The organism is Billgrantia hypersalina (assembly GCF_052584175.1).
Map to the genome: position 1 here is coordinate 548,227 of NZ_JBMIQI010000011.1, position 26,403 is coordinate 574,629.

Annotated in this window: 24 protein-coding genes; 18 read left to right on the forward strand and 6 right to left on the reverse strand. The window is 62.7% G+C overall.

Annotation, left to right across the window (positions count from 1 at the left end):
* Positions 1 to 28 precede the first annotated feature (28 nt).
* Positions 29 to 964 (reverse strand): LysR substrate-binding domain-containing protein, encoded by a 936-nt coding sequence (locus ACOJCM_RS09710; protein WP_445211849.1) that lies wholly within the window; start codon positions 962 to 964, stop codon positions 29 to 31.
* Positions 965 to 1,137: 173 nt separating this feature from the next.
* Here ACOJCM_RS09710 and ACOJCM_RS09715 point away from each other — a divergent pair, with 173 nt between their 5' ends.
* From ACOJCM_RS09715 to ACOJCM_RS09740, 6 genes are all read left to right on the forward strand, one after another.
* On the forward strand, positions 1,138 to 2,517 hold the full coding sequence (locus tag ACOJCM_RS09715; RefSeq protein WP_445211850.1) for an L-serine ammonia-lyase: 1,380 nt from the start codon (positions 1,138 to 1,140) through the stop codon (positions 2,515 to 2,517).
* Positions 2,518 to 2,793: 276 nt separating this feature from the next.
* The gene (locus ACOJCM_RS09720) at positions 2,794 to 3,567 is read left to right on the forward strand and encodes an ABC transporter ATP-binding protein (protein WP_445211851.1); all 774 of its coding nucleotides are present in this window, start codon (positions 2,794 to 2,796) and stop codon (positions 3,565 to 3,567) included.
* A 56-nt stretch (positions 3,568 to 3,623) separates the two neighbouring features.
* Positions 3,624 to 4,316 (forward strand): ABC transporter ATP-binding protein, encoded by a 693-nt coding sequence (locus ACOJCM_RS09725; RefSeq protein WP_445212073.1) that lies wholly within the window; start codon positions 3,624 to 3,626, stop codon positions 4,314 to 4,316.
* A gap of 189 nt (positions 4,317 to 4,505) precedes the next feature.
* Positions 4,506 to 5,726 carry an ABC transporter substrate-binding protein gene (locus tag ACOJCM_RS09730; protein WP_445211852.1) on the forward strand — a complete coding sequence of 407 codons (1,221 nt, stop codon included), beginning with the start codon at positions 4,506 to 4,508 and terminating at the stop codon, positions 5,724 to 5,726.
* A gap of 61 nt (positions 5,727 to 5,787) precedes the next feature.
* A complete protein-coding gene (locus ACOJCM_RS09735; protein ID WP_445211853.1) occupies positions 5,788 to 6,675 on the forward strand; it encodes a branched-chain amino acid ABC transporter permease in 888 nt (295 codons plus the stop codon).
* Positions 6,676 to 6,679: 4 nt separating this feature from the next.
* On the forward strand, positions 6,680 to 7,663 hold the full coding sequence (locus tag ACOJCM_RS09740; RefSeq protein WP_445211854.1) for a branched-chain amino acid ABC transporter permease: 984 nt from the start codon (positions 6,680 to 6,682) through the stop codon (positions 7,661 to 7,663).
* Positions 7,664 to 7,709: 46 nt separating this feature from the next.
* On the opposite strand, the gene ACOJCM_RS09745 is transcribed toward ACOJCM_RS09740, so the two are convergent.
* Positions 7,710 to 8,615 carry a LysR family transcriptional regulator gene (locus ACOJCM_RS09745; protein ID WP_445211855.1) on the reverse strand — a complete coding sequence of 302 codons (906 nt, stop codon included), beginning with the start codon at positions 8,613 to 8,615 and terminating at the stop codon, positions 7,710 to 7,712.
* Between the two features lie 123 nt (positions 8,616 to 8,738).
* Here ACOJCM_RS09745 and ACOJCM_RS09750 point away from each other — a divergent pair, with 123 nt between their 5' ends.
* The 3 genes from ACOJCM_RS09750 to mtgA all read left to right on the forward strand — a co-directional run bounded on the left by ACOJCM_RS09750 (position 8,739) and on the right by mtgA (position 11,527).
* Positions 8,739 to 9,848 carry an S-(hydroxymethyl)glutathione dehydrogenase/class III alcohol dehydrogenase gene (locus ACOJCM_RS09750; RefSeq protein ID WP_445211856.1) on the forward strand — a complete coding sequence of 370 codons (1,110 nt, stop codon included), beginning with the start codon at positions 8,739 to 8,741 and terminating at the stop codon, positions 9,846 to 9,848.
* 86 nt (positions 9,849 to 9,934) lie between these two features.
* Entirely contained in the window at positions 9,935 to 10,789 is an 855-nt protein-coding gene (gene fghA / locus ACOJCM_RS09755; RefSeq protein ID WP_445211857.1) for an S-formylglutathione hydrolase, read from the forward strand.
* Between the two features lie 24 nt (positions 10,790 to 10,813).
* A complete protein-coding gene (gene mtgA, locus ACOJCM_RS09760; RefSeq protein WP_445211858.1) occupies positions 10,814 to 11,527 on the forward strand; it encodes a monofunctional biosynthetic peptidoglycan transglycosylase in 714 nt (237 codons plus the stop codon).
* Positions 11,528 to 11,561: 34 nt separating this feature from the next.
* On the opposite strand, the gene ACOJCM_RS09765 is transcribed toward mtgA, so the two are convergent.
* The gene (locus ACOJCM_RS09765; RefSeq protein ID WP_445211859.1) at positions 11,562 to 12,476 is read right to left on the reverse strand and encodes a DMT family transporter; all 915 of its coding nucleotides are present in this window, start codon (positions 12,474 to 12,476) and stop codon (positions 11,562 to 11,564) included.
* 183 nt (positions 12,477 to 12,659) lie between these two features.
* On the opposite strand from ACOJCM_RS09765, the gene ACOJCM_RS09770 reads away from it, so the two are divergent.
* The 3 genes from ACOJCM_RS09770 (at position 12,660) to ACOJCM_RS09780 (ending at position 15,819) form a co-directional block, all read left to right on the forward strand.
* Entirely contained in the window at positions 12,660 to 13,049 is a 390-nt protein-coding gene (locus ACOJCM_RS09770) for a DUF4168 domain-containing protein (RefSeq protein WP_445211860.1), read from the forward strand.
* A 130-nt stretch (positions 13,050 to 13,179) separates the two neighbouring features.
* Positions 13,180 to 15,090 carry a DUF294 nucleotidyltransferase-like domain-containing protein gene (locus ACOJCM_RS09775; RefSeq protein WP_445211861.1) on the forward strand — a complete coding sequence of 637 codons (1,911 nt, stop codon included), beginning with the start codon at positions 13,180 to 13,182 and terminating at the stop codon, positions 15,088 to 15,090.
* Between the two features lie 3 nt (positions 15,091 to 15,093).
* On the forward strand, positions 15,094 to 15,819 hold the full coding sequence (locus ACOJCM_RS09780) for a 3'-5' exonuclease (RefSeq protein WP_445211862.1): 726 nt from the start codon (positions 15,094 to 15,096) through the stop codon (positions 15,817 to 15,819).
* Between the two features lie 24 nt (positions 15,820 to 15,843).
* Here ACOJCM_RS09780 and ACOJCM_RS09785 read toward each other — a convergent pair whose 3' ends face one another.
* The 3 genes from ACOJCM_RS09785 to ACOJCM_RS09795 form a co-directional block, all read right to left on the reverse strand.
* Positions 15,844 to 17,628, reverse strand: coding sequence for a putative bifunctional diguanylate cyclase/phosphodiesterase (locus ACOJCM_RS09785; RefSeq protein ID WP_445211863.1), 1,785 nt, complete (start codon positions 17,626 to 17,628; stop codon positions 15,844 to 15,846).
* Between the two features lie 171 nt (positions 17,629 to 17,799).
* Complete coding sequence (locus ACOJCM_RS09790) at positions 17,800 to 19,482, reverse strand: BCCT family transporter (protein WP_445211864.1); 1,683 nt, start codon at positions 19,480 to 19,482, stop codon at positions 17,800 to 17,802.
* Between the two features lie 30 nt (positions 19,483 to 19,512).
* Complete coding sequence (locus tag ACOJCM_RS09795) at positions 19,513 to 19,938, reverse strand: universal stress protein (protein WP_445211865.1); 426 nt, start codon at positions 19,936 to 19,938, stop codon at positions 19,513 to 19,515.
* A 460-nt stretch (positions 19,939 to 20,398) separates the two neighbouring features.
* Here ACOJCM_RS09795 and ACOJCM_RS09800 point away from each other — a divergent pair, with 460 nt between their 5' ends.
* From ACOJCM_RS09800 to ACOJCM_RS09825, 6 genes are all read left to right on the forward strand, one after another.
* Positions 20,399 to 21,541, forward strand: a complete 1,143-nt coding sequence (locus tag ACOJCM_RS09800; RefSeq protein ID WP_445211866.1) for an ABC transporter ATP-binding protein — start codon at positions 20,399 to 20,401, stop codon at positions 21,539 to 21,541.
* A gap of 51 nt (positions 21,542 to 21,592) precedes the next feature.
* Positions 21,593 to 22,711, forward strand: coding sequence for an extracellular solute-binding protein (locus ACOJCM_RS09805; protein ID WP_445211867.1), 1,119 nt, complete (start codon positions 21,593 to 21,595; stop codon positions 22,709 to 22,711).
* An 84-nt stretch (positions 22,712 to 22,795) separates the two neighbouring features.
* The gene (locus ACOJCM_RS09810) at positions 22,796 to 24,049 is read left to right on the forward strand and encodes an ABC transporter permease (RefSeq protein ID WP_445211868.1); all 1,254 of its coding nucleotides are present in this window, start codon (positions 22,796 to 22,798) and stop codon (positions 24,047 to 24,049) included.
* A 3-nt stretch (positions 24,050 to 24,052) separates the two neighbouring features.
* The gene (locus ACOJCM_RS09815) at positions 24,053 to 24,904 is read left to right on the forward strand and encodes an ABC transporter permease (RefSeq protein ID WP_445211869.1); all 852 of its coding nucleotides are present in this window, start codon (positions 24,053 to 24,055) and stop codon (positions 24,902 to 24,904) included.
* Positions 24,905 to 25,161: 257 nt separating this feature from the next.
* The gene (locus ACOJCM_RS09820; protein ID WP_445211870.1) at positions 25,162 to 25,554 is read left to right on the forward strand and encodes a hypothetical protein; all 393 of its coding nucleotides are present in this window, start codon (positions 25,162 to 25,164) and stop codon (positions 25,552 to 25,554) included.
* 108 nt (positions 25,555 to 25,662) lie between these two features.
* Positions 25,663 to 26,205 (forward strand): hypothetical protein, encoded by a 543-nt coding sequence (locus tag ACOJCM_RS09825; protein ID WP_445211871.1) that lies wholly within the window; start codon positions 25,663 to 25,665, stop codon positions 26,203 to 26,205.
* Positions 26,206 to 26,403 lie beyond the last annotated feature (198 nt).

The following is a 26,403-nucleotide window of genomic DNA, read 5'->3' on the forward strand; positions in this document are numbered from 1 at the left end:
GGCTCGCGTCGGCCAGCCGGCGGCACGGCTAGGCGTTTGCCGTGAGGTCGAGATGGCGCCTGGCTTCCTCCACGATCCAGTCGTGCACTGCGGCAACGCGTCGGTCGTCCAGCGCACCGCTGGTATGCACGATGCCGTAGCGCTTGCCGGTCGGGACTCGGTCGGGAAACGGGGCGATAAGTGCCCCTGTCTTGAGTTCAGTGGTGAGCAGGGCCTGGCGCGCCAGGGCGACGCCCATGCCGGCCACGGCGGCCTCCAGTGCCAGCCGGTGGCGGTTGAAGGTGTAGCCGCGTCGAACGTTGAGCGGCGGCGCTTCGATGGCATGCAGGTAGTGTTCCCATTCGGCGTAGGGATGCCCGCCGCGCCAGGCGGTGACATCATGCAGCAGGGGGTACCAGGCCAGCTCCTCCGGGCGCGACAGCGGGGGGCGCCGTCGCATCAGGGCGGGGGCACAAACGGGGAAGATCACCTCTTCCATCAGCGGGGTGATGGCGAGCCCGGGGTAGTGGCCGTCGTTGAGGTCGATGGCCAGGTCGAATTCGCCCTCACGCAGCGAAAGGCTGCTGTCCTCGGCGATGACCTGCAGCTCGATGTCGGGAAAGCGCGCTTGCAGACGCGGCAGGCGCGGCAGCAGCCATTTGCTGAGGAAGGCTGGCACGCTACGCAGGCGAATGACACCGCTCATCACGCCACTGCGCAGGCGTTTCACCTCGAGGCCGACCGATTGGTACGCCTCGTCGACGACGGCGGCGAGTCGCTTGCCCTCCTCAGTGAGCTCCAGGCGCCGGGGCAGTCGGCGAAACAGCTTGAAACCCAGCCGCTCCTCGAGCTGCTTGATCTGCTGGCTCACCGCGCCGGTGGTGACATGCAGCTCTTCTGCCGCTCGGGTGAAGGAGAGATGCCGGGCGCTGACGGCGAAGACTTTCAGCCAGGCATGGGTCTGGGCATGGAGCAGGCGGTTCATGGTTTAGTTTGGCTATAGCCTTGAGCAGTTATTCTCGCTTGCCGTGTATTACGGTCGCCACCAACATAAGGCTAACACTGCCGTAATGGCAAACATGTTTTAGCCAGGCTGATTCATGGGCCGTGCGCCCTTCGGTACCCACGGCGGCCAGCTGGCGACTTGCGAGGTGATCCATGGCAATTAGCGTCTTCGACCTGTTCAAGATCGGCATCGGCCCGTCCAGCTCCCATACCGTGGGGCCGATGCGTGCAGCCTACGATTTCGTCCAGGCACTGCACGAGCAGGACTTGCTCGAGCGAATTGTGCGCGTCGAGGTGAAGTTGTACGGCTCGCTGTGCGCGACCGGCAAGGGCCACGGCACCGACCGGGCCGTCATCATGGGCTTGATGGGCGAGCGCCCCGACCGGATCGACCCTGCTATCGTCTCCCCCTGCATCGAGGAGCTGCTGGAAGCGAACACGCTGATGCTCGACGGTCGCCTGGCGGTTCCCTTCCTGTGGTCGCGTGACATGCAGTGGCAGGAAGAGTGTTTGCCCTATCATCCCAACGCCATGACGTTGGTGGCCCACGGTCACAGCGATGAGCTGTGGCGCAACACCTACTATTCGGTGGGTGGCGGCTTCGTCGTGGACGAGGCGCAAGCCGAGCGCGGCGAATTGGACCAGGACGACACCACGCTGCCCTTCGATTTCAACTCTGCCGCCGAGTTGATGGCGCTGTGTCGCATGCATGACATGCGTATCAGCGAACTGATGCTGGCCAATGAAAAGGCGTGGCGCAGCGAAGCCGATATCCGCGACGGCCTGTGGCGGATCTGGCAGGCCATGCGGGCCTGTGTCGACGCCGGCTTCGAGCAGGAAGGCGTGCTTCCCGGCGGGCTCAACGTCAAGCGGCGCGCTGCGGCACTGCACCGTCGCCTGCTGGCGGCTCGTGACGATCGGAGCCTGATCGCTTCCACCTTCGGCGCGATGGACTGGGTCAACGTCTTTGCGCTGGCGGTGAATGAAGAGAATGCCGCCGGTGGGCGCATGGTGACCGCACCGACCAACGGTGCGGCCGGCATCATTCCCGCCGTGCTGCACTACTACATGAAGTTTCAGCCCGACGCCTGCGAGCGCGACGTGGTGGATTTCCTGCTGGCGGCCGGGGCCGTTGGCATTCTTTGCAAGAAAAACGCCTCGATTTCCGGCGCCGAAGTGGGTTGCCAGGGCGAGGTCGGCTCGGCCTGTGCCATGGCGGCGGCGGGGCTGGCCGAAGTAATGGGCGGGAGCGTGGCCCAGGTCGAGAACGCTGCCGAGATCGGCTTGGAGCACAACCTGGGATTGACCTGCGACCCCGTAGGCGGCCTGGTCCAGGTGCCCTGTATCGAGCGCAACGCCATCGCCTCGGTCAAGGCGATCAACGCGGCGCAGATGGCGCTGCGCGGCGATGGGGAGCACTTCATCTCGCTCGACAAGGCGATTCGCACGATGCGCGATACCGGGCGCGACATGCAGGACAAGTACAAGGAAACCTCGCGCGGGGGGCTGGCGGTAAACGCCATCGAGTGCTGAAGTGTCGCCACTTCGGCGCACGGTGCAATCTCAACTGTCACGTGACGCGACGCCTTTATGGCGTCGCGTTTTAGTTTGCAAGCTATTGAAGTGCCGGCCCCTCTACACCATTGGTCGAGTTCGGCGCTTCAGCTATTGCCCCGCGATGGTCTCTCCTCTAGCTTACGTTAACGTAAAGGTTAGAAGTCCCGCGCTGAGCTAAGCACAATCAGCAGCCTTCACCACAACGACAACAAATCTGCATGGATCGCCCCGGCGGTTCAGAGAGGACGTCACATGACCCAGGAGTTCATACTGGAAACTCGCGGGTTGACCAAGCAGTTCCGCGGTTTCACCGCCGTGGACGATGTCAACCTGAAGATCCGGGAAGGACACATCCATGCCTTGATCGGCCCCAACGGCGCCGGCAAGACGACTGTCTTCAACCTCCTCACCAAGTTTCTGCCGCCGACCCGCGGTGAGATTCTCTATCGTGACAAGCCGATCACCGGCATGAAGGCCAACGAGATCGCGCGCATGGGCATGGTGCGCTCGTTCCAGATCTCGGCCGTGTTCGCCCATATGACGGCCCTGGAAAACGTACGGGTGGCGCTGCAGCGACCGATCGGCACCTCGTTCCACTTCTGGAAATCCGAACGCAGCCTGGATCACCTCAACGACCGCGCCATCGAACTGCTCGACGAGGTTGGGCTGCGCGATTATGCCGACGTGCTGACCGTGGAAATGCCCTACGGGCGCAAGCGGGCCCTGGAAGTGGCGACCACCCTGGCCATGAACCCCAACCTGATGCTGCTCGACGAACCGACGCAGGGTATGGGGGCCGAGGACGTCGATCGCATTGTCGAGCTGATTCGCCGGGTGGCGAAGGGTCGTACGGTGCTGATGGTAGAGCACAACCTCAGCGTGGTGAGTCGGCTGTGCGATCGCATTACCGTTCTCGCGCGTGGCGCCGTGCTGGCGGAAGGCGACTACGAGACGGTGTCCGCCGACCCCCGGGTACGCGAAGCCTACATGGGCAGTGAGGCCGAGACAGAGGAGACCAGCGCATGAGCCAGGTCGTCGAGCAGCCGACACGTAGCGAATATCGCGATCACGAAGGCGCTGCGATGTTGCATATTCGCAACCTCCATGCCTTCTACGGTGAATCCCACATTCTGCATGGCGTCGACATGGAGGTGCGCCGTGGCGAGCTGGTCACTCTGCTGGGGCGCAACGGGGCAGGGCGGAGCACGACGCTGAAGTCGATCATGAGCATGGTCGGCCGGCGGACCGGGTCGATCATGATCAACGGGACCGAGACCATTGCCATGAAGGCGCACCGCATTCCGCGGTTGGGCGTTGGCTACTGCCCCGAGGAGCGCGGCATCTTCGCCAGCCTCGACGTCGAGGAAAACCTCTTGCTGCCACCCACGGTGCGCTCGGGAGGAATGTCGATCGACGAGATCTACGAGATGTTCCCCAACCTCTACGAGCGCCGTCGCAGCCAGGGCACGCGCCTTTCCGGCGGTGAGCAGCAGATGCTGGCCATGGCGCGCATCCTGCGTACCGGTGCGCGCATGTTGCTGCTCGACGAGATCACCGAGGGGCTGGCGCCGGTCATCGTGCAGAAGCTGGGCGAAGTGCTGATAAAGCTGCGCGACCGCGGCATGACCATCGTCCTGGTGGAGCAGAATTTCCGTTTTGCCGCGCCGCTGGCGGATCGGCACTACGTCATGGAGCACGGCCGAATCGTCGAGGAGATCAGTGCAGCCGAGCTGCCCTCGAAGCGCGACCACCTCAATACCCTGCTAGGAGTCTAGCCAGCCGATGAAGCAAGTCCGGCTCGCGTGCCTCGGCAGGCGGGTCGTACCCAAGCCGCGCCGAACCGGCGAAACAACAACGATGACAGCAACACAGCAGACACTGACTTCGTAACCACAACCAATCGCGTCTTACCCGCAGTGCGCGTGACAACAACAACCCGCCCAGTTGGGCTATGGAGACGAATTATGACCTTCGTGAAAAAGACCCTCGTCAGCAGCATCGCCATTGCCGCCACCGCCGCCATGGCGACTTCCGCCCAAGCGGAGATCAGTGACGGTGAGGTGCGCATCGGCTACCTCGCCGACATGTCCGGCACCTATCGCGATCTGGCCGGCCCGGGCGGCCTCGAGGCCATGGAGATGGCGATCGAGGATTTCGGCGGCAGCGTCAACGGCGCGCCGATCGAAGTGTTCAGCGCCGATGATCGCAACAGCGCCGACGTGGGGGCCAACACCGTGCGCGAATGGGTCGACGAGCGCAACGTCGATCTCGTGGCCGGCATGGTGGCCTCTTCAGTGACCATCGCCGTGACCAAGGTCCTCGAGGAGAATGACGGCTTCGGCATCGTGTCCGGTTCGGCGGCATCGAGTATCACCAACGAGCACTGCACGCCCAACCACATCCACTGGGTCTACGACACCTATCCGCTGGCCAACGGTACCGCCCGTGCCGTCGTCGAGCAGGGCGGCGACTCCTGGTTCATGCTCACCGCCGACTACGCCTTCGGCCACGCCCTGGAAGCCGACGTGACCAAGGTGGTGGAAGAGAACGGCGGCGAGGTCATCGGTGGCGTGCACCACCCGTTCCCGACCGACGACTTCTCGTCCTATATCCTCCAGGCCCAGGGTTCCGGCGCCAAGATCATCGGCCTGGCCAATGCCGGTGCCGATACCGTCAACGCGATCAATACCGCCAGCCAGTTCGGTGTGGTCGAGGCCGGGCAGCAACTCGCCGGCCTGCTGGTCTTCCTCAACGACGTCTACGCCATGGGGCTCGAGACAACCCAGGGCCTGCTGCTGACGACCGGCTGGTACTGGAACATGGACGACGAGTCACGCGAGTGGGCCGAGCGCTACTATGAGCGCGTGGGCAGCATGCCGACCATGGTCCAGGCCGGTATCTACTCCAGCACCATGCACTATCTCCAGGCCGTCGAGGCCACCGGCAGCGACGATACCCAGACGGTGCGCGAGCACATGATGAAGCAGCCGATCCACGACTTCTTCGCGCGCAACGGTCGCATTCGCGAGGATGGCCGCATGGTGCACGACATGTACCTGGCCCGTGTCAAGTCGCCGGAAGATTCCACCCACGAGTGGGATCTCTACGAGATCCTGACCTCGATTCCTGCCGAGGAAGCCTACCGTCCGCTCTCCGAGAGCCAGTGCAAGCTGGTCCAGAACTGAGCGTGACACGATACGGCGGCGGCTGCGGCCGCCGCCCCTCTGACGGCGAGGAGAAACCGACATGACGATGATATTCGGGGTGCCGTTGGCGGTGTTCATGGGCCAGCTGCTGCTGGGCCTGATCAACGGTGCCTTCTACGCCCTGCTGAGCCTGGGCCTGGCGGTGATCTTCGGTCTGCTGAAGATCGTCAACTTCGCGCACGGGGCCATGTACATGCTGGGGGCTTTCGCCACGCTGCTCGGCATGCGCTACCTGGGTGTCAGCTACTGGACGGCGCTGCTGCTGGCACCACTGGTGGTGGGCCTGTTCGGCATGCTGATCGAGAGGGTGCTGCTTCGGCGTATCGGTCACCTCGACCATCTCTATGGGCTGCTGCTGACCTTCGGCCTGGCGCTGATCTTCGAAGGGTCGCTGGTCAATCTGTTCGGCGTTTCCGGCGCGCGCTATCCGACGCCCGAGGCGCTGCAGGGCGGTTACCAGACCGGTTTCATGTTCCTGCCCAAGTATCGTGCCTGGGTACTGCTGGCGGCCATCAGCGTATGTATCGTCACCTGGTACATCATCGAGCGCACGCGCCTCGGTGCCTACCTGCGAGCCGGTACCGAAAACCCGGCCCTGATGCAGGCCTTCGGGGTCAACGTGCCGCTGCTGATCACGCTGACCTACGGTTTCGGCGTGGCCCTGGCCGCCTTTGCCGGTGTGCTTGCCGCACCGCTTTATCCCGTGTCGCCGACCATGGGCTCCAACTTGTTGATCGTGGTCTTCGCCGTGGTGGTCATCGGTGGCATGGGGTCGATACTGGGCGCCGTCGTCACCGGGCTGGCCATGGGGCTGATCGAGGGGTTGACCAAGGTGTATTACCCCGAAGCGGCCAATACGGTAATTTTCCTGGTGATGATCCTGGTGCTGCTGCTCAGGCCCGCCGGACTCTTCGGCAAGGAGGCATGACACCATGGCCACAACTCAGACATTGACGCCTTCCATGAAGCGCGAGCGCCGTGCCAACCTACGTCGCAATGCCTTCTATCTGGCGCTGATCGCCATCGGGCTGGTGGCGCCTTTTGTCGCCTACCCCGTTTTCTTGATGAAGGTGCTGTGCTTTGCCCTGTTTGCCTGCGCCTTCAACCTCCTGCTGGGCTACGCTGGCCTGCTCTCCTTCGGCCATGCGGCCTTTCTGGCCACGGGGGGCTACGTGACGGGCTACCTCCTGTCGAGCACGCCGGCGCTTACCCCCGAGCTGGGCATCTTGATCGGCACTGCGGCTGCCGTGGTGCTGGGTGCCGTCTTCGGGGCGCTTTCGATTCGCCGTCAGGGCATCTACTTTGCCATGGTGACGCTGGCCCTGGCCCAGTTGATGTTCTTCTTCTACATCCAGGCGCCGTTCACCGGCGGCGAGGATGGCTTGCATGGCGTGCCGCGGGGTCACCTGTTCGGTTTCATCAGCCTGCGCAACAACCTGGCGATGTACTACTTCGTCTTCGCGGTGTTCCTGTTCGGCTTCGCCCTGATCCAGCGTACCGTTCACTCACCGTTCGGCCAGGTGCTGAAGGCGATTCGCGAGAACGAACCGCGAGCCGTATCACTGGGCTATAACGTCGATGCCTACAAGCTGGTGGCGTTCATCCTTTCGGCCGGCCTGGCCGGCCTGGCCGGTTCCACGAAGACGGTGGTATTCCAGCTCGCTTCGCTGACCGATGCCCATTGGCACATGTCCGGAGAGGTCATCCTGATGACCCTGCTGGGTGGCGTGGGCACGCTGTTCGGACCGGTCGTGGGCGCGGGGCTGGTGGTCAGCCTGCAGCACCTGCTGGCCCAGTCACCGCTGGGTAACTGGGTCGGTCCGATCCTGGGGGCCATCTTCGTGATCTGCGTGCTCAGTTTCCGCAGCGGTATCGTGGGGGAGGCCATGAAGATGTATCGCAAGAATTTCAAGTGAAGGTTGTCGGCAAGGCCTCTTCCTGGCGCCCCTCGGGGCGCCTTTTTCATTCGGGCGTGGTGGCACAAGCCCGTTCCAGCCTGCCGGAGAGATGCTCCACCAGATAGTCGACGAACTGGCGTACCTTGGCCGCATGCTGGCGATGGCGCGGCATCACCGCCCATACCCCCGCGTCGCGACATTGAAAGCGGGAGAGTACGTCGATCAGTTCGCCGCTGGCGAGATAGGGCATGACGTAATAGTCGGGCAGTTGCGCCAGTCCCAGCCCTTTCAGCGCAGCATCGAGCAGCGCGGGGCCCGAGTTGGCCTGCCACTGTCCATGGACGCGAACTTCGCGATGCAGGCCGTCGATATCGAATCGCCAGAGGTCACGGGAGCCGATCAGGCAGCGGTGGTGGGCCAGCTCCGCCACCGAGTGGGGCTGCGACACCCCGCGAAAATATTCGGGCGAAGCGACGACGTATTCACGTCGCTCGCATAGGCGACGCGCCACCAGCGAGGAGTCCTGCAGCGTGCCCATGCGAATGACGATGTCAAAGCCCTCGTCGATGACGTCCACCTGGCGGTTGGTAAGATGGAGACTCATCTCGAGCTGGGGATGCAGGCGCAGGAAGTCGTTGATCAACGGGGCAATGAAGCGTTCACCGAAAGCGGTGGCGCAACTGAGCTTGAGCACCCCATGCGGGCGTTCCTGCAGGCTCTGCAACGCCGACTCGGCTTCGCGGAAACCGTCCAGCAGTTCGCGGCAGCGAGCATAGTAGCGTTCGCCGGCATCGGTGAGGTGGATCTGGCGAGTGGTCCGATAGAGCAGGGGCAGCCCCAGCTGCTGCTCGAGCTGTGCCACTTGGCGGCTGATATGCGAGTTGGAAACGTGTAGCTGGCGTGCCGCGGCGGCAAAGGTGCCTAGCCTGACGACTTCCACGAAGGCTTCGATGCCGTCCCAGTGAGCCATAGTCGCTCCATTGTTGCACAGCAGGAATAATCTTGTGTTGCTGTTTCGGTATCATCATAGCGCTTGGCGCACCTAAACTGATAGGGATCGAGACACGACATTCGCCAACATCAGGAGCAAACCATGAAGTCGCGTGCTGCCGTTGCCGTCGAGCCGGGCAAGCCCCTCGAGCTCACTGAAATCGACGTGGCCGAACCCAAGGCCGGGGAAGTGCTGGTGCGCATCAAGGCCACCAGCGTCTGCCATACCGACGCCTTCACCCTCTCCGGTGCCGATCCGGAGGGCCTGTTTCCCTCGGTGCTGGGTCACGAGGGGGCCGGCATCGTCGAGGCGGTGGGCGAGGGCGTGACCAGCCTCAAGCCCGGCGATCACGTCATTCCGCTCTATACCGCCGAGTGCGGCAAGTGCAAGTTCTGCCGCTCGGGCAAGACCAACTTGTGCAGCGCGGTGCGCGCCACCCAGGGCCAGGGCCTGATGCCCGACGGCACCTCGCGCTTCTCGCTCGATGGAAAGATGCTGCATCACTACATGGGTTGCTCCACCTTCAGCGAGTACACCGTGCTGCCTGAGGTCTCCCTGGCAGTGGTATCGAAAGAGGCGCCTCTGGACAAGATCTGCCTGCTCGGCTGTGGCGTGACCACGGGCATCGGGGCGGTGCTCAACACCGCCAAGGTGGAGCCGGGTTCCACTATCGCCGTGTTCGGCCTGGGTGCCATCGGCCTGGCGGTGATCCAGGGGGCGTTGATGGCGAAGGCGAGTCGTATCATTGCCATCGACGTCAACCCCGACAAGTTCGAGCTGGCGCGCCAATTTGGGGCCACCGATTTCGTCAATCCCAAGGAGCATTCCGACCCCATCCAGCAGGTGATCGTCGACATGACCGACGGCGGGGTCGACTACTCCTTCGAATGCATCGGCAACGTCAACGTGATGCGCTCGGCCCTGGAGTGCTGCCACAAGGGCTGGGGCGAGTCGGTGATCATCGGTGTGGCCGGTGCCGGCGAGGAAATCTCCACGCGTCCGTTCCAACTGGTGACGGGTCGGGTATGGCGCGGTTCCGCGTTCGGTGGCGTGAAGGGGAGAAGCGAGCTGCCCGGCTATGTGCAACGCTACATGGATGGCGAGATCAAGATCGACGAGTTCATTACTCACGACATGCCGTTCGAGCAGATCAACGAGGCGTTCGATCTGCTGCATGCGGGCAAGAGTATTCGTACTGTGCTGCACTATTGAGACGCGACGAGGCAGCGCATCGCTACACCCCGACCCATCGTGCCGCTCCCTCCTCGTGGGGGAGCATGAGGTAAGGAGACCGAACCATGACCATGACCGAACGACTCGAGCTGGTCTCGGCCAACAAGAGTTTCGACGGTTGGCACAAGCGCTACCGGCATCGTTCCCGTGCGCTCGACTGTGAAATGGAATTTGCGGTGTATCTGCCGCCCCAGGCCGAGACCGAGCGCGTGCCGTTGCTGTGGTGGCTGTCGGGGTTGACCTGCACGGACGAGAACTTCATGCAAAAGGCTGGGGCGCATCGCGTGGCCGCCGAACTGGGCATCGCCATCATCTGTCCCGATACCAGCCCGCGTGGTACCGACCTGCCGGGAGAGAACGAAAGCTATGACCTCGGTTCCGGGGCCGGCTTTTACGTGAATGCCACCCAGGAGCCCTGGAAGCGGCACTATCGCATGTACGACTATATCGCCGAGGAATTGCCCTCGGTCGCGCGACAGCACTTTCCGCTCAATGGTCGGGAAGCGATCAGCGGCCATTCAATGGGCGGGCATGGCGCGCTGATCCTGGCCTTGCGCCGTCCCGGTCACTATCGCTCCGTGTCGGCGTTCGCGCCGATCGTCAATCCCACCCAGTGCCCATGGGGGCGCAAGGCCTTCCGTGAATACCTGGGGGACGATCCCGGCGGCTGGACACAGTATGATGCCTGCGAACTGGTCGCCAAGGGCGCTTCACGCCAGCATCTCCTCATCGATCAGGGCGAGGCGGACCAGTTCCTCGAGGAGCAGCTCAAGCCGGAGCGCCTGGAAGCCGTATGCGAGACGCACGACCACCCGCTGACGCTGCGCCGCCAACCGGGTTATGATCACAGCTACTTCTTCATCGCCAGCTTCATCGAGGACCATCTACGCTACCATGCGGAGCACCTGTCCAAACATTGACACTCCCCTTCCCCAGGGTCGTCCATGATCGGCGTCCTGTTGCGAAGAGCGCTGCGCTGGGCGGCCCTTGCCGGGGCCGCCTTCGTCGTTTTATCCATCCTCGCGGTGATGCTGCTGCGTCATGTTCCCGTGTATGGCTCCATGGTCATGCTAGAACGCAAGGTCGAAGCCTGGGCGGGAGGGGAAACCTTGCCCGTTCAGCATCAGTGGCGCCCGTGGTCGGAACTTTCCGACCATGCCAAGCTGGCGGTGATTGCTGCCGAGGACCAGCGCTTTCCCCAACACCGGGGTTTCGATGTGGACGAGATGCGTCGCGCCTGGGAAGCGAGCCGTAATGGAGCGCGTCTGCGCGGGGCCAGCACCATCAGCCAGCAGACGGCCAAGAACCTGTTCCTGTGGACGGGGCGCAGCTGGCTGCGCAAGGGACTCGAGGCGTGGTTTACCGTCCTGATCGAGGCGCTGTGGCCTAAGCAGCGTATTCTCGAGGTCTATCTCAACATCGTCGAATGGGACCAGGGCGTCTTCGGTCTCGAAGCGGCCGGTCGGCATTATTTCGGCGTTCCGGCCGACCGCTTGAGCGAGGTGCATGCCAGCCGCCTGGCGGCGATATTGCCCAACCCAAGGGAATGGGACGCCAGCCGGCCTGGACCGCATGTGGAACGGCGCAGCCAATGGATTCGACTACAGATGCGCAATCTTGGTGGGGCGCGCTATCTCGAGGCGCTGTCCAGCGACTGAAGGCTTCCCGCGCTGCCCACCTGCCGGCTTGCCGCTAGCGGCGTGCCTGGCCGCGTGCCGCGAGCACCACTCCCAGAATGGTCACCGCCATGCCTATCAGGGCCGCCAGTGGCAGGCGCTCATCGAACAGCCACCAGGCCTGCAGTGCCGTGACGGGTGGCACCAGGTAGAACAGGCTGGCCACACGCGAGGCTTCGCCGCGCCGAATCAGGGCCATCAACAGGAGGATGGCGGCAATGGAGAGCACCAGCACCAGCCAGGCCAGGGTCAGCACGAAGGTGGGGGTCCATTCGATATGTCGCTCTTCTAGCAGCAGGGCACCGAGGCCGAGCAGGGCACCGGCCGCGACATACTGGACGACTGTGCCCGAGAGCAGCGGCATACCGGTGCAGAAGCGCTTCTGATAGAGCGTGCCCAGCGTGATGCCCGCCAGGGCGACCAACACGCAGGCCAGGGCGCCGAGGCCGAAGCCCTGGAACAGGGTGGCTCCCGGATCGAGCTTGCTGCCCAGCACCAAGGTAATGCCGGCCAGCCCCAGTATCAGCCCCAGCCACTGGGCCATTGCGATGCGCTCGCCCAGAAGCGGTCCGGCCAGGGTGGCGGTAAGCAGCGGCTGCAGGCCGACCAGCAGCGCCGCGAGGCCGGCCGGCATGCCCAGGTAGATGCCATAGAAGACACCCCCAAGGTAGGCGCCGTGCACCAGCAGGCCCGACACGGCGATATGCCCCTTGAGCCGCCAGCCACGAGGCCAGCCGCTTCCCAACAACTTAACCAAGGGGATCAACAGGGCGAGGGTCAGCACGAAGCGGACGAACAGGAAAGTGAAGGGTTCGGCATGAGGCAGACCGAACTTGGCGCCGATGAAACCCGTGCTCCACAGGGCCACGAAAAGCACCGGCATGCCGGCCAGCAGGACGGCATCGAGACGGGATGTGGCGGTGGTGGTCATATAGCGCGTGTGTCCTTGAACGATTCTGCCGAGCTTTCGACGATACTGCGTTGCCGAGCCGGACGAAAGCTAGCAGGTTAACATTTTCCCTGTATGATACATTCCGTTACATAAAAATCTGAACTACGTGCGCTTCCCTCCGTCAGATCTACTACATTCACAGCAACACCCTTGGAGGTATTCATGCAACGGATGACTGCACTGTTCTCGGCCGCCCTGCTCACCGCTGGGTTGATGACCGTACAGGCACACGCTCAGCAAGATCCCGCCCAGGACCCGGCCGGTCAGCCGCAAGCGCAGGCACCCGCGCAGGACTTTTCCGATGACCAGCTTCAGCAGTTCGCCGATGCCTCCCAGGAAATCGCTGTGATCTCTCAGGAGTATACCGAGCGCCTGCATGCTGCCGAAGACGAGCAGACTCAGCAGGAAGTTCGTATGGAGGCCAACGACAAGATGGTCGAAGTGGTAGAGGACAACGGCCTCGACGTGGATACCTTCAACGCCATCGGCCACGCCATTCAGCAGGATCCCGAGCTGATGCAGCGCGTGCAGGAAATGGCCGAGCAGTCGTAAATCGACAGCCAGCCAGCGGTTGAAAACGAGAAAGGCCACCTTCGGGTGGCCTTTCTTGTGTCGTCACCCGGCGGCCTTTACCCTTCTTGTATAGGACGCTTTCTGTCACGCAGCGGGAGCCTGCCGGCACATGGATGCGGAACTGATCGAGATTCGACAGCACATGGGGCGCTTCCCGCCCTTCGACGCCCTCGACGATGAACTGCTCGACGAAGTGGCCGGGCAAGTAGAAGTGGGCTACTACAAGGCAGGCTCCGATGTGCTTCGGTTCGATCAGGAGCTGCACGAACTGTGCTATATCCGCAGCGGAGCCGTGGAAGTGAGGCGACGCACAGGAGACCTGTACAACCGGCTGGGCGAGGGCGACATCTTCGGCCAATTCAGCCTGCTGCGGAACCACCGGGTCCGATATCCCGCTCGTGCACTGGAAGATACGCTGATCTACTTCATACCCGAGGGTATCTTCCTGCGCCTGTGTGAAGCCGATGAGCACTTTGCCGATTTCGTGGAGCTGGAGCGCCCCCGGCTGGAAGCGGCGGTGGAAGAGCACAAGAAAGCCAACGACATGATGATCACGCGGGTTCGCAAGTTGTTGACGCGTTACCCCGTGATGGTGGAAGCCAGTGCCACGGTGCAGGAGGCTGCCCGCCAGATCACCGACTCGCAGGCTTCTGCGGCCCTGATCCTCGATGAGCCGGACGAACCTCGCTATACCTTTACCGACAGCCAGGATCGTCCCTGGCGTCTTCGAGGCATTTTGACCGATAGCGACTTTCGCACCCGCATCGTGGCCGAGGGGCTGGCGGCCGATACGCCGGTGGGAGAGCTGGCCAGCGGGCGCTTGATCACCATCCAGTCGGACGAATCCGTCCACGAGGCGATGCTGTGCATGCTGCGCAACAATATTCACCATTTGCCGGTACTCTATCGTCGGCGACCGGTGGGCATCGTGCACCTCTCCGACATCATCCGCTATGAAACCCATAGCAGCCTCTACCTGGTCAGCAATATCTTCCACCAGTCCAGTGTCGAGGGGCTGGCTCGGCTGGCGCCCGACGTGCGTGTCGCCTTCGTCCGCATGGTGGAGGAGGGGGCCAATTCACAGATGGTCGGTAGTGCCCTGTCCACGATCGGCCGCAGTTTCATGAGGCGCCTGCTGGAGCTGGCGGAACAGACGCTGGGTCCGCCACCGGTCGCGTACTGCTTCATGACCAACGGCTCCATGGCGCGCAACGAGCAGACCATCGTGACCGATCAGGATCACGCCCTGATACTGGCCGACGGCTTCGACCCGGCACGGCACGATGAATATTTCTCCCGCTTGGCGACATTCGTCAGCGACGGACTGGCCGCTTGCGGTTATGCCTACTGCAAGGGGAACGTGATGGCCACCAATCCCAGGTGGCGCCAGCCCTTGGCGGTCTGGAAGCGCTACTTCACCGAGTGGATCGAGTCGCCCACGCCGGAGGGCCTGCTGCACTGCTCGATCTTCTTCGACCTCGACAGCGCCTACGGCGAGGAGGCGTATGTCGAGGAACTGCAGGACCTGCTGGCCCGAAAGGCGCCCGACAGTCCGCGTTTCCTGGCGGCGTTGGCGCGTAATGCCCTGAACCGTAAACCGCCCCTGGGCTTCTTTCGCACTTTCGTGATGGAAAAGGATGGCAAGCACAACAACTCGATCAACTTGAAGCGTCGCGGCACTGCCCCGTTGGTCGATCTGATACGCGTGCATGCGCTGGCTTGCGGCTCGCGAGCGCAGAACAGCTTCGAACGGCTGGATGACATTTCGGCCACCCAGCTCCTGGCGCCCGGAGTGGGCGAGAAGCTGCGCTATGCCATGGAGTTGCTATCGATGGTGCGGATTCGCCACCAGGTCTACGATCTGCAGCAGGAGCATGAGCCGGATAACAACATCGAACCGGAAAACGTCGCCGACAGCGAGCGCCACCACCTGAAGGATGCCTTCCAGGCCCTCAGCCACGCCCAGAAGTTCCTCAAGTATCGCTATCCGGTTCCCCCACCCAGCGGACGGACGCGCTGAATCATGCTCTCTCATCGCCTGGCATCACGTTCACAGGGACTGGCATGGCCCGCCTACCTGCAGTACCGGGCCGACGAGGCCCGCGAGCCCTTGGTCAGGCATTTTTTCTCTGCCGGCTGCCCCGAGCCCGACATGCCGATCAGCGAGGCACCCCTGGTCGCCCTCGACCTGGAAACCACCGGCCTCGATGTCCAGCGCCATGCCATCGTCAGCATCGGCCTGGTGCCCTTCAGCCTGGATCGCATCCCGCTGGCTCGTCGCCGCTATTGGGTCGTTCGCCCCAGCCGGCCGTTATCGGATGCCTCGATCACCCTGCATCGCATCACGCACTCGGAAGTGGCAGGAGCGCCGGATCTGGGCGAGATCCTGCCCGAACTCCTCGAGGCGCTGGCCGGGCGGCTCGCGGTGGTTCACTTCCGCCACATCGAAAGGCCGTTCCTCGATGAAGCGGTCAAGGCACGCCAAGGGGAGGGCGTGCGCTTCCCGGTCATCGATACCATGTCCTTGGAAGCGCGGCTGCATCGGCTCTCGCCATGGGCGCGCCTGCAGCGCTGGATGCGGCGGCCGCCGGTTTCGATACGCCTGGCTGACAGCCGGCGCCGCTATGGATTGCCCGATTACCAGGGACATCATGCGCTGATCGACGCACTGGCCACGGCCGAGCTGTTCCAGGCGCAGGTGGCGAGCCACTACGACCCAGCAACACCGGTCAAAAAGCTGTGGACCTGAGCGTCCTTGTGACGCTGCCCGCCCTCAGAGCCAGAGATCCGCGAAGGTGTCCCCATCCACAGGGCGGCCGAAGTGAAACCCCTGCACGCCGGTACAACCCAGCGCACGAAGCGCTTCGGCCTGTTCGGCTTCCTCGACCCCTTCGGCCACGGTCAGCATACCCAGGGTCTGGGCCATGGCAATGATGGTGGAAACGATGGCGTGATCGTGGCTGCTCTTTAGCATGTCCTGTACGAACGACATGTCGATCTTGAGGGTATCGGCGGCAAAGCGCTTGAGATAGGTGAGCGAGGAGTAGCCCGTTCCGAAGTCGTCGATCGCCAGGCTGAAGCCTGCCTTGCATAGTGCGCGAGTGATGCGCACCGTCTGCTCGGGGTTGCGCATCAGGCCGCTTTCGGTCAGCTCCAGCCCCAGCTTGCCGGGGGGCACTCGCGTGGCGATGCGCTGGATATGTTCGGCCAGGCGTGGGTCGTCCATCTGCTGGGCCGAGACGTTAACGCATAGCCTACCCGGGAACGGCTTGCCCTGTCGCTCCCAGGTCAGGATCTGCTGGCAGGCGGCTTCCAGCACCCATTCGCCCAAGGGGCGAATGAGTCCCTGCTCCTCCGCCAGCGGAATGAAGGTACCCGGGCTGACATGTCCGAGAATGTCATCGTGCCAGCGGCAGAGAGCTTCCGCGCCGATCAGCTTTCCGGTCTTGAGGCTGAACTGTGGCTGGAAGGCCAGCGACAGATTGCCCTTGGCCAAGGCGTCGCTGAAGCGCAGCTGCAATATCTCATGCTGGTGGAGCTCATCGGCCATGGTGGCGGTAAAGAAGCGCGTGCGGCTGTCGTCCCGCTTGGCATGGTTGAGTGCGATGCTGGCATGCTGGAACAACGACTGGGCGGTATCGCCATCGCGCGGGAACAGGGCGGCGCCGACGCTGGCGGAAATCGAGAAGCTGCGCTCCGCCAGCTGGATCGGGGAGATCAGGCTGTTGCGATAGCGTTCGATGGCGTGGGCCATGGCGGCAGGCCGGGTATCGGTAAGCAACACCATGAACTCGTCTCCGCCCAGGCGGGCGACGAATTCGCCGGGTTCGGCCTGGGCGCCGAAGCGGCCGGCGATTTCAGCCAGTATCTGGTCGCCAAGCTCGTGTCCCTGGGTATCGTTGATCTGGCGAAAGCGCTGCAGGTCGAGGTAGAGCAGGCCCAGGCAGTTGTCGCGCAGGCGAGCCTGCTCACAGGCTTCATCCAGGCGCTCCATGAAGCAGCGGCGATTCGGCAGTCCCGTGATGCTGTCCCAGTAGATGAGCTGCTGGATGCGGTAATCGCTGTTGCGACGCTTTTCCTCCTCGGCCCGCCGCGCCATCTCGGCGCCGGCCTGGGCCGCGGCGATGCGCAGCACCTCCGGCGCATAGGCGGCAAGTTGAAGTGGCTGGCTGGAGAGCACCGCGAGCAAACCGACGAGATGCCCCTGGGGAGCGCGCAGCGGAATGCCGACGTAACCTTCGATCTCCAGTTCCTGGAGTACGGCGCTCTGCGGGAAGCGTTGACGAACGCCTTCGGTAAACTCGCACACTTCATCGTTCAGGACGTGTTCGCAAGGCGTACCGTGCAGCGGATAGACCGAGGTGGGCTGCAGCGAGCCACGCGACCAGAACGCGACGGTACGGATAGAGGCATCATCGGAAAGCAATTTTCCAATAACCACATGCTCCCCATGGAATATCGTCGAGATGCGTTCGACCAAATGATCGAACGCCTGGGGAGTGCCGGCCTTGCCCAAGCCATCGGCGAGCAGACGAAAGGCGTCTTCGGGTGCCATCATGGGCTTAGAACGGCTCCTTGGGCATAGTTGTCATCATCTACGGGAAATATGCCCGAAGCGATTGCGTGTTGCTAGTGGTCGATGGCGGCATGAAATACTTGACGAACGTGAATCTTTTCGCAAGGCCTAAAAAAGGCGGCCCTGGTAAGCCGCCTTGACGAGCTGCTGCGCTCAGCTTCGTGGCTCGCTCATCAAGCCCTTGACGATGGCGTAGCATCCCACAAGCAGTACGAGGGTGAAGGGTAATCCCGTCGAAACGGCCATGGCCTGCAGGGCAGCCAGACCGCCGCCAAGCAACAGGGCGATGGCAATGACACCCTCGATAATCGCCCAGAAGACCCGTTGCGGTTTGGGCGCATCCACCTTGCCGCCAGCAGTGATGGTGTCGATCACCAGCGAACCGGAATCCGACGAGGTGATGAAGAAGACGATGACCAGCACGATGCCCACGAAAGAGGTGATGGCGGTGAGCGGGAGCTCGCCGAGCATGACGAACAGCTGCAATTCGAGGGCAGCGTCGCGTACACCTTCGAAGTCGGCATTGACGAACTGGTCGATCGCGGTACCGCCGAAGGCCGTCATCCAGAGCACCGAAACCAGAGAAGGTACCAGCAGCACGGCGATCAGGAACTCGCGCACGCTGCGTCCGCGGCTGACCCGGGCGATGAACATGCCGACGAAGGGCGACCAGGAGATCCACCACGCCCAATAGAAGGCGGTCCAGCCCTGGGAAAAATTGGCATCTTCGCGGCCGAACGGGTTCGACAGCGCCGGCAGATTGACCAGATAACCGCCGAGGTTCTGGAAGAAGCCGGTCAGGATCATCAGGGTCGGCCCGACCAGGATGACGAACAGCAGCAGCAGTATGGCCAGACCCATATTGATTTCCGAGAGCCGGCGAACGCCCTTGTCCACCCCGGCTAGAATCGACACGATGGCCACCGCCGTGATACCCATGATCAGCAGCACCATGGTGGCGTCCGCTTCGGGGAAGCCGAACAGGAAGCTGAGGCCTGCCGAGGCCTGCGAGGCGCCAATGCCCAGCGAGGTAGCCAGCCCGAACAGGGTGGCAAATACCGCCAGGATGTCGATGATATGTCCGGGCCAGCCCCACACTCGCTCGCCGAGCAGGGGGTAGAAGATCGAGCGCATGGTGAGCGGCAGCCCCTTGTTGAACGAGAAGATGCCCAGTGCCAGTGCCACCACCGCATAGATCGCCCAGGGGTGCAGCCCCCAATGGTAGATGGTCGCGGCCATGGCCAGGCGCGCCGCCCCCGCCGGGTCGTCTGCGGCGGCGCCGAGCGGCGCCCAATCGGTACGCACACCATCCTCGGTCGACGTGCCTCCGAGAGCTGCATCGAAGTGCGACATCGGCTCGGAAACGCCATAGAACATCAGGCCAATGCCCATGCCGGCGGCGAACAGCATGGCAAACCAGCCGCTATAGCTGAAGTCCGGCTTGGCATGCATGCCGCCAATGCGTACCTTGCCCAGCGGCGACACGATCAGGCCCAGGCATAGCAGCACGAAGACGTTGCCGGCCAGCAGAAAGAACCAGTCCAGGTTGGCGGTGAGCCAGTCACGCAACGAATTGAACAGCGGCGCGACTTCGGCCTGTAGGGCAAGGGTGATGACCACGAAGAACACCGTGACCAGTGCCGAGATGGAGAAGACCTTGCCGTGCAGGTCGATGCTGAAGCCCAGCTTGTCGGTGGCCAGGTTGTCCTGGCCGATGACGTAATCGGTATCGATCAGGTTGGCCGGTCCCTCGGGGGCCGGCACGCCCTCCGAAGAGGGTTCCGCCTCCTTGGCGCGTTCGTCGCGAGGATCGTGTTCCACGTTACGCTCTCCCATTGATACGTCGATGGTAGTGAGTGGGTGGTGTCAGCGGCGAGAGGGCCGGACAAGAAAGACCGAGGCATCGGTGTGGGTGGCGATCTTGCCCCCGTGAGACGGCATGATGACGTCAAGATGTGTGGGGGGGTGGGTCGGCACGATTACCAGATCGGCACCCACCTCCTTGATCGCATTGACCAATAGGTCATCGAGATCTGCGATGGGGTCGGGGCTGCTGATGGTGTGAGTGGTCACGGGCTGGCCGTGAGCGGAAGCGCGCTGCCTGCCGAAATCCGCCAGTTTCTCCTGATATTCCTCAGGGGTTCGGGCGATGCTGCTCGGGGCCGTGGAGGTCACGCCCACATAACAGACCTCGGCATCGTAGTGGCGGGCCAGGTCGGCCACTGCCTGCAGCGAGGGCTCGTGCAGCTCCAGATGGGCCAGGTCGATGGGGACCATGATCTTGCTGAACATTGCCGTGCTCTCCGGATTCACGTGAATGAACGTTCAACGAGACGAACGAGGCATTGGTTGGACGCATGTCACATCAAGTTTGGCGGCTCTGGCATATCGTGCCAGTCCAGAAGCGCAATCGGGGCTTGTCGTTGGCGACATGGACGTTTGTGGACAAGAACGGTACACGAAACGGGTGGATTTTCCGAATGTAGCACCCTGACAGGGGACGCGTCAGGCGCAGGCAACCAGAAAGCTCGCTCGACGGCTCGGTCAAGGGATCTCAGCGTTTTTAGGTAACCGCAGCTAAACGAAATTCTTAGCATTGTCCACACGCTGTTCAACGATTTTTAGACTCTAGGGCGATTGCGGCAGCGACCGCGATGAGGATAGGGTCTAGGGTATTCCAACAAGAACAAAGGCCAGCCCAGGGACGAAGCTTTGCCGCTTCGGAGGTTCTGGCTGCCGATGGAAGCCCTACATGAACGAAAGTCTGCTACCTGCACGAAACGCCAACGCAAGGGAAAACCACCGAGCGACCCAGCCCTTCGCTCGCTTCATCGATGTTCAGAAGAGCTACGACGGCGTCGAGCTGGTGGTCAAGGGGTTCAATCTCGATATTCATCAGGGTGAGTTCGTCACGCTGCTGGGGCCTTCAGGGTCGGGCAAGACGACCTGCCTGATGATGATGGCGGGCTTCGAGACGCCCACTCACGGTGAGATATTGCTCAAGGGCGAGCCGATCAACGACCTGCCGCCGCACAAGCGCGGCATCGGCATGGTCTTCCAGAACTACGCGCTCTTTCCCCACATGTCGGTCAACGAGAACCTCGCCTTTCCTCTCGAGGTTCGTCACCTTTCCCGAGCTGAAATCAAGCGCAAGGTCGGCCGTGCGCTGGCCATGGTACGTCTGGACGACTTTGGCGACCGGAGGCCGGCCCAGCTATCCGGTGGCCAGCAACAGCGGGTGGCGCTGGCCCGGGCGCTGGTCTTCGAACCCGAACTGGTACTGATGGACGAGCCGCTCGGGGCCTTGGACAAGAACCTGCGCGAGGAGATGCAGTACGAGATCAAGCGCATCCATGCCGACCTTGGGGTGAGCATGATCTACGTGACCCATGACCAGACCGAAGCCCTGACCATGTCGGATCGCATCGCGGTCTTCAACGACGGCGTGGTACAGCAGCTGGCGTCGCCGGAGACGCTATACGAAGCGCCCGACAATGCCTTCGTCGCCAACTTCATCGGCGAGAACAACCGGCTCTACGGCGAAGTGACGGAAATGATCGGCGACAAGTGCCAGGTGCGCCTCGACAGCGGCGAAACGGTGCTGGCCAAGGCGGTGGCCGCCGGTGGCAGGGGCGCGCGAACCACCCTCTCGCTGCGCCCGGAGCGGGTCGGCATCGTGCTCGACGAGGGTGGCCCCGCCTACGACAACCGTTTCCAGGCCGAAGTGAGAGAGGTCATCTACCTTGGCGACCATCTGCGCACGCGTGTCAGTGTGTGCGGCAACGACGAGTTCATCCTCAAGACCCCCAATGCGCAGGGGCAACCTTCGCTGAGGCCGGGGCAGTCGGTCGAGATCGGCTGGGCCAGCAGCGACTGTCGGGCATTAGATGCCTGACGTGCGTCGAACGTGGCATTCAAACAAGTACAATACGCATGGAGATTGGCGATGAAACATGACAGCAAAGCAGGGCAACCGGTTCTCAAGCTGATGGTAGGCGCCGTGGCGGGAGCCTCCGTACTGGGCCTGGTGTCCGCAGCGCAAGCCCAGCAGACGCTCAACATCGTCTCCTGGGGCGGTGCCTACAGCATGAGCCAGCAGAAGGCGTACCACGAACCCTGGATGGAGCAGACCGGCGACGAAATCGTCAACATCGACCGTAGTGCCAACGCCTTGGCCGGTCTTCGCGCCCAGTCCCAGGCCGGCAACGTCACCTGGGATCTGGTCGACATGCTGCCGGCCGATGCCATGATCGCTTGCGCCGAGGGCCTGATCGAACCGCTGGATCACGACGAGTTGCTGGCCGATGCCCCCGACGGCACGCCACCCAGCGAAGATTTCGTCGATAATGCGCTGGGCGAGTGTTTCGTCGCCTCGATCGTCTACTCGAACATCGTCGCCTACAATTCCGAGATGTTCCCGGAGGATGCCCAGCCGAGCCGCATCGAGCACGTATTCGACCTGGAGAATTATCCCGGCAAGCGCGCCCTGATGCGCAAGCCCATCAACAACCTGGAATGGGCGCTGGTGGCCGACGGTGTCGAACCCGAGGACGTCTACGATGTGCTCGAGACGGAGGAGGGGGTGCAGCGCGCCTTTGCCAAGCTCGACACCATCAAGGACGAAGTGATCTGGTGGGAGGAGGGCGCCCAGCCGCCGCAGCTCCTGGCGGACCGGGAAGTCTCCTTCGCCTCGGCCTACAACGGGCGAATCTTCGATGCCATGGTGACCGAGAACCAGCCCTTCGAGATTATCTGGGACGCCCAGGTCTTCGAACTGGACGGCTGGGTGGTTCCCACCGGCAAGCTCGACAAGGTGCGTGACTACCTCTATTTCGCTACCGACACCCAGCGGCTCGCCGACCAGGCCCAATACATTTCCTATGGGCCGGCTCGCCAGTCTTCCTCGCCGATGGTATCGACTCATGCCGAGACCGGTATCGAGATGGAAGAGCACATGCCGACCTATGAATCCAACTTCGCCACGGCGATACCCAAGGACGACGAGTTCTGGGCCGACTATAGCGATGAGCTGACCCAGCGCTTCGACGCCTGGCTGGCCCAGTAGCGACACGGCCGCCACTCGGGGGTACCGGGTGGCGGTCTTTCGCTTGCCTTGCCGCTCTATCCGGTTGCTGCATGGAGAGATCGTGTGTCGGAGTCTTCCTCTCGTCCCTTGACCACCGCCGACGGCGTACCGCTGAAGACTAGCCTGCGGCGAGCCGTACGGCGCTCGCGGGTCAGGGCCTTCCTGCTGGTATCGCCATTGCTGCTGTTTCTGGTCGTGGCCTTCGTCATGCCCATCTTCGACATGCTATGGCGCAGCGTCGACAATCCCGAGGTATCGACGCAGCTGTCACGCACGGCTACCGCGCTCGAGGGGTGGGACGGCGAGTCGTTGCCCGAAGAAGCGGTGTTCGCGGCCCTGGCCGAAGACCTGCGTGAAGGGCAGGAGGCACGCAACCTGGGATTGTTGTCGAGTCGTCTCAATTATGAGAAGTCGGGCATGCGCTCGACCATCAACCGCACGGCGCGTAGCTTGCGCACCATGGAGCCGCCCTACAAGGAGGCGCTGATAGAGGCCAACGCCAACTGGGGTGACCTGGATACCTGGCGGGTCATCCAGCGCGAGGCTTCGCCATGGACGCTCTCCTACTACCTGGCTGCGGTGGACCGCCAGCTATCGCCAACGGGCGACATCGTCAAGGTGCCGGAGCATCTCGAAATTCATGTCTCCCTGTTCTGGCGCACGCTGTGGATGAGCCTGGTCATCACCGCGTTGACGCTGCTGCTCGGCTATCCGATCGCTTTTCTGCTGGCCAGCCTGCCGTTGCGGTATTCCAACCTCCTGATGATCCTGGTGCTGTTGCCGTTCTGGACTTCGCTGCTGGTGCGCACCACGACCTGGATCGCCATTCTCCAGTCGCAGGGCATACTCAACGACATCATGGTCGCCCTTGGCGTCATTGCCGACGACGCGCGTTGGCAGATGATCCACAACAAGACCGGCACCATCGTGGCCATGACGCATATCCTGCTGCCGTTCATGATTCTGCCGCTCTATTCGGTGATGAAGACCATCCCCCCGAGCTATATGCGTGCGGCACGCTCGCTGGGCGGGCGGCCCTTCCTCTGTTTCCGGCGCGTCTACTTTCCATTGACTATCCCTGGCATCGCGGCGGGTGGCATCCTGGTGTTCATTCTGGCCATCGGCTATTACATCACACCGGCCCTGGTGGGCGGGCAATCGGGACGCTTCATCACCAACACCATTGCTTATCACATGCAGACATCGCTGAACTGGGGCCTGGCGGCCGCCATTGCCTCGATCCTGCTATTCGTGGTCGTGATCTGCTATCTCGCATTCAATCGCCTGATCGGCGTCGACAAGGTCAAGCTGGGGTAACCGATGGCCATACCGTCCTATGCCACCCGCGGCGAACGCATCTGGCACTATGTCTTCCTCGGCCTGTGCGCACTCATCTTCCTGTTTCTGGTGGGGCCGCTGCTGATCATCATTCCGCTGTCGTTCAACGCCCAGCCCTATTTCACCTTTTCCCAGGAAATGCTGACGTTCGATCCGGCCGGGTATTCGCTGCGCTGGTACGAGGACTTCTTTACCTCCCGCGCCTGGCTCAACGCCATCAAGAACAGCTTCATCGTCGGCATTGCCTCGACCTTTCTGGCGACGATCCTGGGAACCGTGGCGGCGCTGGGCCTATCGAGCCGTCACATGCCGGCGCGAAGCGCCATCATGGCACTGCTGATCTCCCCCATGATCGTGCCGCTGATCATTTCCGCCGCGGCCATGTTCTTCTTCTTCTCCAAAGTCAATCTGGCCCAGACCTACCTGGGCGTGATCCTGGCGCATACCGCGCTGGGGATTCCCTTTGTCGTGATTACCGTTACGGCAACGCTATCGAGCTTCGACACCACGCTGATCCGGGCGGCTCATAGCCTGGGTGCCAGCCCCGCGCGGACCTTTTTCAAGGTCGTGCTGCCGTTGGTGACGCCTGGCGTTGTCTCGGGGGCCCTGTTCGCTTTCATCACTTCCTTCGATGAGGTGGTGGTGGTGTTGTTCATCGCCGGGCCCGAGCAGCGCACGATGCCGATCCAGATGTGGTCCGGCATTCGGGAGCAGATAAGCCCGACGATCCTGGCGGTGGCGACACTGCTGGTGCTGCTTTCCATGCTGCTGCTTACCACGCTGGAGCTGCTGCGCCGCCGCAGTGAGCGGCTCCGGGGCGTCACGCCCGAATAATTCCATTCCTGGCTTTCACGAGACAGGAGGCGTGATGACGTCTCCTGTCTCGTCATGCATTCCCTCTGTCCCGCCATGTGGCAAAGCAGCCCATGTGCCAGTTTGAACCACCTATGACGGCGCTTTTCAGGTCCCGGAAGTCCGTCGGGTAGTCTTGTAAGCGTTTGATTAGGAAGGAGTATAAGAATGTTCGTCAAGAGTGGCATGGCATGTGCTCCCTATTAGATGAGGACGAATCCAACAGGGAGAGCATCCACATGAGCCATGAAAAGCGTGCAAGCAGGACTGCCGGGCGTCTGACAGCCTTGGCCTCGGCAGTGGCTTTGGCGCTGGGCACATTGTCGCTTGCCGGTTGTGGCAACGACGACGATGAGCTACCTCCTGTCGAGGAGGAGCGTCCCGCCACGGAAGAACAGGGTTCGCCGATGCAGGACACGACGGATGACCCCGGTATCGACCAGACCAATACGGCGTCGGGCGACGGTTCCGCGGAACCCATTTCCGGTACCGAGGAGAACGCGGAAGGCCCGGACGACGTCGCGCCAGAAGAGGATCCGCTGCCTGAAGCCGAGCAGGAGCCGGTGCCTGGCGAAGAGCCCGATGGACAGCAGTCCACGATGAATCCCGACGAGGACGAGGAAGAGCAGTAAACTCAGCCAGGTGTGACTTGACCCCTCATGGTCAATAGCGACGTTGGCGGTCGAGGGTAGGAAGCCCAAGACATGTCGTCGCAAATCGATTTCGCAGGAGGTGGAAGCATGATGTCCAAGGAATTTCTGAAGACGCTCGGCATTCTCGGTGTGACCATGGGGCTGACCGCCAGCCCGCTGGTCATGGCCCAGCAGACGCAGCAGGACGAATTCCAGAATCAGCAGGGGGCCGAGGAGCCGGGTGACTATCCGGGCACCGAGGCAGCACCGGGCCATGAAACGGGCCCTGGCGTTGACCCGGGCGATCCTGCCGCTCCTGGCATCGATCCGGCAAGCCCTGGAGAGGATCCGGCCATGCCGGGTACCGAGACCGATCCGGGCGCTACTCAGCCGGGTGCCGAGACAGCCCCGGGAACGACTCAGCCGGGCACCGAGACCGAGCCGGGTGCTACCCAGCCGGGTGCCGAGACAGCCCCGGGAACCGAAGCGGCTCCAGGCACTCAGGATGACGCCGGTTTCGGTGAAGGCACGGAGCCAATGCCGGGTGACGATACCCAGTTCGAGAACGAAGGCGACACAGGGTTCGAGTACGAGGACGAAGAAGAGGAGTGGGAATACCCTGAGGAGAATGAGGACAAGGACGCTTCATAATCCTCTTCGTTACGGCCCCAGTCGATGGGCTGGGGCCAAGGAGAAGGCTTCGACGCAAGGAGGCGTCACCGAGAGCATGACGCGGCGCAATTCGCTGACGGCCCGCCACCCTCCCCCCTTGCACCGTCAGTGCAATTGCATGGCGTGCTTCGCCCCCGAGCTCCCACGGGGGCTTTTTTGTGTCAGGCGTACGAATCC

Bases quoted from the DNA above. Each gene is read 5' to 3' on its own strand.
- ACOJCM_RS09725 (WP_445212073.1), top strand. From the start codon at position 3,624: ATGTTGCATATTCGCAACCTCCATGCCTTCTACGGTGAATCCCACATT.
- ACOJCM_RS09775 (WP_445211861.1), top strand. From the start codon at position 13,180: ATGGATGCGGAACTGATCGAGATTCGACAGCACATGGGGCGCTTCCCG.
- ACOJCM_RS09790 (WP_445211864.1), bottom strand. From the start codon at position 19,482: ATGGGAGAGCGTAACGTGGAACACGATCCTCGCGACGAACGCGCCAAG.
- mtgA (WP_445211858.1), top strand. From the start codon at position 10,814: ATGATCGGCGTCCTGTTGCGAAGAGCGCTGCGCTGGGCGGCCCTTGCC.
- fghA (WP_445211857.1), top strand. From the start codon at position 9,935: ATGACCATGACCGAACGACTCGAGCTGGTCTCGGCCAACAAGAGTTTC.
- ACOJCM_RS09805 (WP_445211867.1), top strand. From the start codon at position 21,593: ATGAAACATGACAGCAAAGCAGGGCAACCGGTTCTCAAGCTGATGGTA.
- ACOJCM_RS09750 (WP_445211856.1), top strand. From the start codon at position 8,739: ATGAAGTCGCGTGCTGCCGTTGCCGTCGAGCCGGGCAAGCCCCTCGAG.
- ACOJCM_RS09795 (WP_445211865.1), bottom strand. From the start codon at position 19,938: ATGTTCAGCAAGATCATGGTCCCCATCGACCTGGCCCATCTGGAGCTG.
- ACOJCM_RS09710 (WP_445211849.1), bottom strand. From the start codon at position 964: ATGAACCGCCTGCTCCATGCCCAGACCCATGCCTGGCTGAAAGTCTTC.
- ACOJCM_RS09765 (WP_445211859.1), bottom strand. From the start codon at position 12,476: ATGACCACCACCGCCACATCCCGTCTCGATGCCGTCCTGCTGGCCGGC.
- ACOJCM_RS09735 (WP_445211853.1), top strand. From the start codon at position 5,788: ATGACGATGATATTCGGGGTGCCGTTGGCGGTGTTCATGGGCCAGCTG.
- ACOJCM_RS09770 (WP_445211860.1), top strand. From the start codon at position 12,660: ATGCAACGGATGACTGCACTGTTCTCGGCCGCCCTGCTCACCGCTGGG.
- ACOJCM_RS09745 (WP_445211855.1), bottom strand. From the start codon at position 8,615: ATGGCTCACTGGGACGGCATCGAAGCCTTCGTGGAAGTCGTCAGGCTA.
- ACOJCM_RS09825 (WP_445211871.1), top strand. From the start codon at position 25,663: ATGATGTCCAAGGAATTTCTGAAGACGCTCGGCATTCTCGGTGTGACC.
- ACOJCM_RS09780 (WP_445211862.1), top strand. From the start codon at position 15,094: ATGCTCTCTCATCGCCTGGCATCACGTTCACAGGGACTGGCATGGCCC.
- ACOJCM_RS09715 (WP_445211850.1), top strand. From the start codon at position 1,138: ATGGCAATTAGCGTCTTCGACCTGTTCAAGATCGGCATCGGCCCGTCC.
- ACOJCM_RS09800 (WP_445211866.1), top strand. From the start codon at position 20,399: ATGAACGAAAGTCTGCTACCTGCACGAAACGCCAACGCAAGGGAAAAC.
- ACOJCM_RS09815 (WP_445211869.1), top strand. From the start codon at position 24,053: ATGGCCATACCGTCCTATGCCACCCGCGGCGAACGCATCTGGCACTAT.
- ACOJCM_RS09720 (WP_445211851.1), top strand. From the start codon at position 2,794: ATGACCCAGGAGTTCATACTGGAAACTCGCGGGTTGACCAAGCAGTTC.
- ACOJCM_RS09820 (WP_445211870.1), top strand. From the start codon at position 25,162: ATGAGCCATGAAAAGCGTGCAAGCAGGACTGCCGGGCGTCTGACAGCC.
- ACOJCM_RS09730 (WP_445211852.1), top strand. From the start codon at position 4,506: ATGACCTTCGTGAAAAAGACCCTCGTCAGCAGCATCGCCATTGCCGCC.
- ACOJCM_RS09785 (WP_445211863.1), bottom strand. From the start codon at position 17,628: ATGATGGCACCCGAAGACGCCTTTCGTCTGCTCGCCGATGGCTTGGGC.
- ACOJCM_RS09740 (WP_445211854.1), top strand. From the start codon at position 6,680: ATGGCCACAACTCAGACATTGACGCCTTCCATGAAGCGCGAGCGCCGT.